General features: G+C 61.6%; 6 protein-coding genes. 2 read left to right on the top strand and 4 right to left on the bottom strand.

Annotation, left to right across the window (positions count from 1 at the left end; translation table 11 throughout):
• The 3 genes from VJ604_RS11950 to lexA form a co-directional block, all read right to left on the bottom strand.
• A partial coding sequence (locus VJ604_RS11950; protein ID WP_518517912.1) for a Y-family DNA polymerase occupies positions 1 to 228 on the bottom strand: 228 nt, incomplete at its 3' end.
• Positions 229 to 257: 29 nt separating this feature from the next.
• The gene (locus tag VJ604_RS11945; protein WP_324082761.1) at positions 258 to 509 is read right to left on the bottom strand and encodes a hypothetical protein; all 252 of its coding nucleotides are present in this window, start codon (positions 507 to 509) and stop codon (positions 258 to 260) included.
• Positions 510 to 515: 6 nt separating this feature from the next.
• Positions 516 to 1121 carry a transcriptional repressor LexA gene (gene lexA, locus VJ604_RS11940; protein WP_324082759.1) on the bottom strand — a complete coding sequence of 202 codons (606 nt, stop codon included), beginning with the start codon at positions 1119 to 1121 and terminating at the stop codon, positions 516 to 518.
• Positions 1122 to 1353: 232 nt separating this feature from the next.
• On the opposite strand from lexA, the gene VJ604_RS11935 reads away from it, so the two are divergent.
• On the top strand, positions 1354 to 2643 hold the full coding sequence (locus tag VJ604_RS11935) for a porin (protein WP_324082757.1): 1290 nt from the start codon (positions 1354 to 1356) through the stop codon (positions 2641 to 2643).
• Positions 2644 to 2782: 139 nt separating this feature from the next.
• On the opposite strand, the gene VJ604_RS11930 is transcribed toward VJ604_RS11935, so the two are convergent.
• Entirely contained in the window at positions 2783 to 3625 is an 843-nt protein-coding gene (locus VJ604_RS11930; protein WP_324082755.1) for a ChaN family lipoprotein, read from the bottom strand.
• Between the two features lie 136 nt (positions 3626 to 3761).
• On the opposite strand from VJ604_RS11930, the gene VJ604_RS11925 reads away from it, so the two are divergent.
• On the top strand, positions 3762 to 5684 hold a 1923-nt coding region (locus VJ604_RS11925), incomplete at its 3' end, for a M1 family metallopeptidase (protein ID WP_324082753.1).

The following is a 5684-nucleotide window of genomic DNA, read 5'->3' as shown; positions in this document are numbered from 1 at the left end:
GCCGACTACGAAGATCAACTGCGGGCAAAGCTTGCGGGCCTCCCAGCTGTTCATGCCGGTCTTGACCCCGAAGGCGCGCGCCTCGTAGGAACAGGTGGTGATCACGGTCCTCTTGGCCGCACCGATCACCGCGATCGGCTTGCCCCTAAGTTCCGGGTTGGACTGCTGCTCGACCGAAGCAAAGAAGGCGTTCATGTCGATGTGGAGGATGATCCGCTCTGGTGCCACGTCTGTCCCGATGCAGGCGAACCCGCCGCTTACGGCGGTGGCTCTTCTACCCCCTCAAGCGTCCAGTTCTGGTCCTTTAGATTGAACATCAACTCGAATAGATTGCTGCCGTCGCTGACCGCGAAATGGAGCCGGGTGGCCTCGCCGGAGCAGTCTTTCCAGAAGTAGGAGAGCTCCGTCACCGCGTGCTTTTGCCTGCGCCATTCAAACCAGACCGGCTTCACCTGGCAGCCAGGCGCGAAGATGGCGGCCACCCTGACCCTTTCCGCGATGCGCTGCATGTCTAATTACTCCATTTGCCGGTAGATGCCAACAACTTTCCCCACGATGGAGACTTCCGCCTCACCCTCGGCAACTATGATGGCCTCGTAGTTGGGGTTCTCCGGCTGCAGCCTGATCTGCCCCTTTTCCCGGTAGAACCGCTTCAAGGTCGCCTCGCCCCCCACCATGGCCACCACGACGTCGCGGTTTACCGCCGTCGGTTGCGGACGCACCAGGGCGAGGTCCCCCTCCTTGATGTGGGCGTTGATCATGGAATCCCCCTTCACCCTGAGAAAGAAGGTGCCGCCCGCCTTGAGCTGGGAGCGGTCGATAGCGAAGTGCCCCTCGATCTCCTCGATGGCGGGGTGCAGGGCTCCAGCCCGCACCACCCCCACGATGGGGAGACTGATCGATTGGGCCTGGTTGGCGAGGGTGATCCCCCGTGTGCTTCCTTCCTGGCGTCGCAGGTACCCCTTTTTCTCCAGTGCCTCTAGGTGCTTCATGACCCCCAGTGTGCCGCTCACCCCTAGCCGCCTCCCGATCTCCCTCAGACTGGGGGGATAGCCGTATTCGTTGATGTAGCCGGTCACGAAGTCGAGCACTTCCTGCTGCCTGGCGGTTAACTGCTCCATAATTCCTCCTTGGTTGTCTTATGATAACCTTATCAGATGGTAACCATGGCTTGTCAAGGGGCAATACTGATCCGATGGAGAGATTTCCCTCCTGTTTAACCTGCCGGAGCGGGGGCTGAAAGGAAAAGATCTTCAAATGAGGTTGAGCATCGGTCTTTGTACATTATATTTATAGGGACCCGAGCCTGCGGGTGACCACGCTTAGCAGGTACGCCCCTCTGGGAGGCCCCTCATGAATGCCACCGAATGCCCCAAGCGTCATGGAAGGTATTTCCTCCTTTCTCTTCTCACCGGCCTCCTTTGCTGTCATCTGCTGACGGCAGCGCTCCCGGCATGCGCCGAGGAGCAACCCGCCGACGAACCGTATCACACCCCGCTTGCCGGTGAGGCCAAGACCGTCCATTTCCTGGGCCGCACCATCCAGCTTCCCGCCATCGACCGCGGCTATCTGACCTCCCTCTCGCTAGGGGGGAGCTTTTTCACGCCCAAGGTGGGGAGCACTGTCGGGGTCCCCGCCGGTGCCCTCTTCGTGAGGCGGCTTACCGACGACTACCGCTCCCGGGATGCCATCAGCCTGGTGGTGAACGAACTGGAGGTCGCCCTCCGAGACGACCTGTGGGAACTGGTCGGCCATTTCGAGAGCTACTCGCTCCCGGTCGACATCAAGGAGTTGCGCGACAACAGTGAGATCAAGCAGACCTCACTGATCTTCGGGGACCTGATGGCCTCGCTGGGGCCCGGACTGCGCACCCGGGTCGCCCCCTACGACGTCGATAACGACCTGCGGCTGCAGCTGCTGGGAAGGGTGGGGTACCAGTACGCCAAAAAGACCAGCGACACCGGCAGCGACGTGGTGGTGCCGCCGGACACCTTCGTCTGGGGTGGACGCTTTCGGGCACGCTATGACGGCCTGTCCAGGAACCTTTTGGAGCTTCCCCATCGCGGCCTCGCCGCCGGGCTGGACGTCGACCTCACCCACCGCGACCGGTGGACCTCTCTTTCACCGACCGGCACCGGATCGGTCAACCGGGACTACCTGCAGGTGAAGGGATACATCGAGGGGGCCGGCGGCATCCCGGGGCTGTCCGAAAAGGATAGGGTGATGGTTCATCTGGGTGGCGGCACCACCGAGCACGGCGACCGCTTCAACGCCTTTCAGATCAATGGCGGACCATTCCCAAGCGAGGCCGACGACCTCGCCCGTCCTCATTACACCGGCATCTTCTACCAGGATGTCAGGGCCACCAAATACGCCACCGCTTCGATTGCCTATCGCAGGGAACTTACCTTTTTCCTCTATCTGAGCCTGATTGGCTCCTACATCTGGGCGGAGCGGGCCACGGTTGAGGGGATAGACCAGGTGGTGTTCCGGAGTAAGACGGGGTTCGCGGGGACCGTTAACCTGGACTGCGCCTTCATCTGGAACTCAGCCATTTACCTCGGTTTTACCCATGATGACGGTTTCATCCGCAACGGAAGGTCGGGAAACGGTGTGGTCCTTCTCTGGAGCAAGATGCTGTAGAGAGGGCGCAACTGCCTGCCACAGGATCTCTCCCTTTTAGCGCCATGTCTGACATTAATGCTTGTATCAGCAGGGCAATGGATCTAGATTAGTGGACTCTACGGCTAGGTCTGACCGGCGGCTGCCTGCGCTGGCAGCGTTACATGTCGATCAGGTAGTCTGCGGAGTCGGCCTCGAAGGTTCCGGCCGGCGCTTCGGGGGTCTCAAGCAGGATGACCAGGCAGTCGAGCTTGCTGCCGTTACGGCTAAGCTGCTCGGGAATGGCGTTTCTGACCGCGTGCCAGATGCCGGTGAGCCCGACGATCTTGCGATCGGGGTGCTTGCCGTGATAGCGGGCGATGTTGAGGGCCATGCCGCTGTTGCGCAGGGTCTGGGCCTCGCAGAAGTTGGTGAACATCTGGCCGGCAGCGCGGTGACTGGCGATTCTCCGGAAGGTCTTGAGCAGCACACGGGTGTTGGGATTGTTGATGTCGCAGGAGGTTCCCTTCGGCAGCCCCTGTTTTTCCTCCGTGGTGAGGGAGGCGAAACCGTGGTGGGCGACCTTGCTGACGATCTCCCTGGGGACGTTCATGGCGATCATCGGGATCCGATGTTCACGGGCGAAGAGGAATATATCGCGGTACATCTCGTAATCGGACCAGTTGGCTGTGAAGACCTGTCGCAGTTGGCTCTCCTCAATCCTCCCTTCGGTCCAGTCATCCAGCTGCTGTTGGGTATCGGTCTGCATCATCTCCAGGCCGATCGCCAGTGGCAGTTTTCTGTCCCAAAGCGCCCGGATCACGGCCAGCTCCATCTCGTGATGGCTTTTGATGTCGTGCGATTCTCCGATCAGCACCAGGTCGGAGCCGGTCGCCTGGGCCGTCAGCTCCGGCAGATCGATGGTCCTTCCATCGCTTGTCCGGGTGATCACTTGGTGGGCGTCCGCCAGGGCGGCTGTTGCTGCCAGGAGCAGGGGGAGCATCAACTGGGGGATCATCGACATGGTACCACCTGTCTTTCCGGAATATGAGGTAACAGTGCTAGCTTACACCAGCTTTTCTGCTACACAACAAGGCGGGCCTGGCACGGCGAAGGTGAGGGTAAGGAAAGGTGATGTTTCACCGGTTTGGGAGGGATAGATGACCGTTTGGAAGGTGAAGGTATCGCAGGCGCGCCGCGCTGTGCTGGCTGCCGCTGTATTTTTTGCGTGTGGGGCCGCAGGGGCGGTTCATGCCGAGGCGGGGCGGGGAACCATCCCCGGCGAGGTGGAATCGCAGTACGTCAGCGTAACACTGGATCCAGAGCATCACCGCTTGAGAGGGGAGAGCACCCTTTTCTTTTCCCCCGGCACCACCGAGGTCTCGCTCAGGCTTGCCGAGAACGCCACCATCGCCTTCGTGGAGGCGGGGGCCGACCGACGGGAGTTCTCTTTCCGAGACGGCATCATCTCCTTCCGTCTTCCCGCTTCCAGGGAGCCTGCTCAGGTTCTCATCGCCTACAGCGCCGAGTTCAACGACACCGTCTCCCAACACCCGGCCGGGGAGGATCCCTCCTACGGGGTGAGCGGCGCCATTACCCGTGAGGGGACCTTCCTGGGGGACGGAGCTTACTGGTACCCGGTCCCTTCCTCCGTCCCCCATCGCCGTTCCCTCAGTGTTACTGCGCCCCTGGGGACCGAATCGATCAGCTACGGCAGGAGGGTTTCCAGGGAGACCGTTGGTGCCCGTACCAGTTCCGTCTGGGAGGAGGCCCGGCCGGTGGGGGCGCTTTCTCTCTGCGCAGGTCCTTATCAGATCCAGGAGAGACGGGTCAACGGGATCGATATCTACAGCTATCTCTACCCCGATAATGCTGCCCTGGCACCGCGCTACCTGGATGCGGCCGCCAAGTACATCGCCTTCTACAGTAAGCTGTTCGGCCCCTTCCCCTTCGAGAAATTCGCGGTGGTGGAGAATTTTTTCCCGACCGGTTACGGCTTCCCCTCCTTCACCCTGCTTGGCGGGTCGGTGATCCGGCTTCCCTTCATCGTGGACACCAGCTTTCCTCACGAGATCGCCCATTCCTGGTGGGGTAACGGGATCGAGGCGGACTCCCGGGAGGGGAACTGGTCGGAGGGACTTGTGACCTACCTGGCCGACTACCTTCTGAAGGAGCGGCGCTCCCCCGCCGAGGGGCGCGATTACCGGCGGCAGCTGCTGATCGACTACTCCACCTTGGTCACCCCGGCCAACGACTTCCCGCTTACCTCCTTTCAAAGCCGCAGCGACCCGTCCTCCCGTGCCATAGGCTACGGAAAGGGGGCCATGCTCTTCCACATGGTCCGCAAGAAGATCGGCGACGGCCCCTTTTTCGACGCCCTGCGCCAGGTCTGCCGTGAGCACATGTACGGCACCGCTTCCTGGACCGATTTCATCCGTGCCTTCTCGCGCTCCGGGCGGCAGGACATCGAACCATTCATGAGGCAGTTCCTCAGCCGCACCGGGGGGCCGCGCCTATCGCTGGGGGAGGCCGCCAGTGAGCCAAGCGACAAGGGGTGGAAAGTAACCGGGAGTATCCACCAGCAAGCTCCTCCTTACTCAATCACGGTGCCGGTACGTCTGAAGGGGGCAGGAAGCCCCCGAAACGACGCCGTGGCCGTGATGGGCGAACGGACCCCTTTCTCAGTCGTTGACGCAACAAGGCCCGACTGGCTCCTGTTGGACCCGGATGCCGATGTTTTCCGAATCCTGTCCGCGGGCGAAATCCCTGCCACCGTAAACAGCATCAAGGGGTCCAGCACCCTCATCGGTGTGGTCTCCGCAGACTGTCACGCTGCGCCTGATATCTTCAAGTACCTGCTGGCCTCTCTTTCCCAGGAAAGGGCGCCGATCCTGCGCGAGGAACAGCTTAATCGCCAGGAGATCGGCGGCCATGACCTGATCTTCTGCGGCGTCCCGCGCGACCGCTCGCTCGTGCCGCCGTTGCCGGACGGCATTGCTATCTCCGGGGGCTCCCTGTCGGTGGAAGGGAAGAGTTGGCAGGAGCCGGACGCCTTGTTGATGGCGGTTATGCGACGGCCGCAG

The organism is Geomonas sp. (assembly GCF_035254065.1).
Lineage (GTDB): Bacteria > Desulfobacterota > Desulfuromonadia > Geobacterales > Geobacteraceae > Geomonas.
This window is presented reverse-complemented; position numbering and strand designations above follow the sequence as displayed.

Bases quoted from the DNA above. Each gene is read 5' to 3' on its own strand.
- VJ604_RS11935 (WP_324082757.1), top strand. From the start codon at position 1,354: ATGAATGCCACCGAATGCCCCAAGCGTCATGGAAGGTATTTCCTCCTT.
- lexA (WP_324082759.1), bottom strand. From the start codon at position 1,121: ATGGAGCAGTTAACCGCCAGGCAGCAGGAAGTGCTCGACTTCGTGACC.
- VJ604_RS11945 (WP_324082761.1), bottom strand. From the start codon at position 509: ATGCAGCGCATCGCGGAAAGGGTCAGGGTGGCCGCCATCTTCGCGCCT.
- VJ604_RS11930 (WP_324082755.1), bottom strand. From the start codon at position 3,625: ATGTCGATGATCCCCCAGTTGATGCTCCCCCTGCTCCTGGCAGCAACA.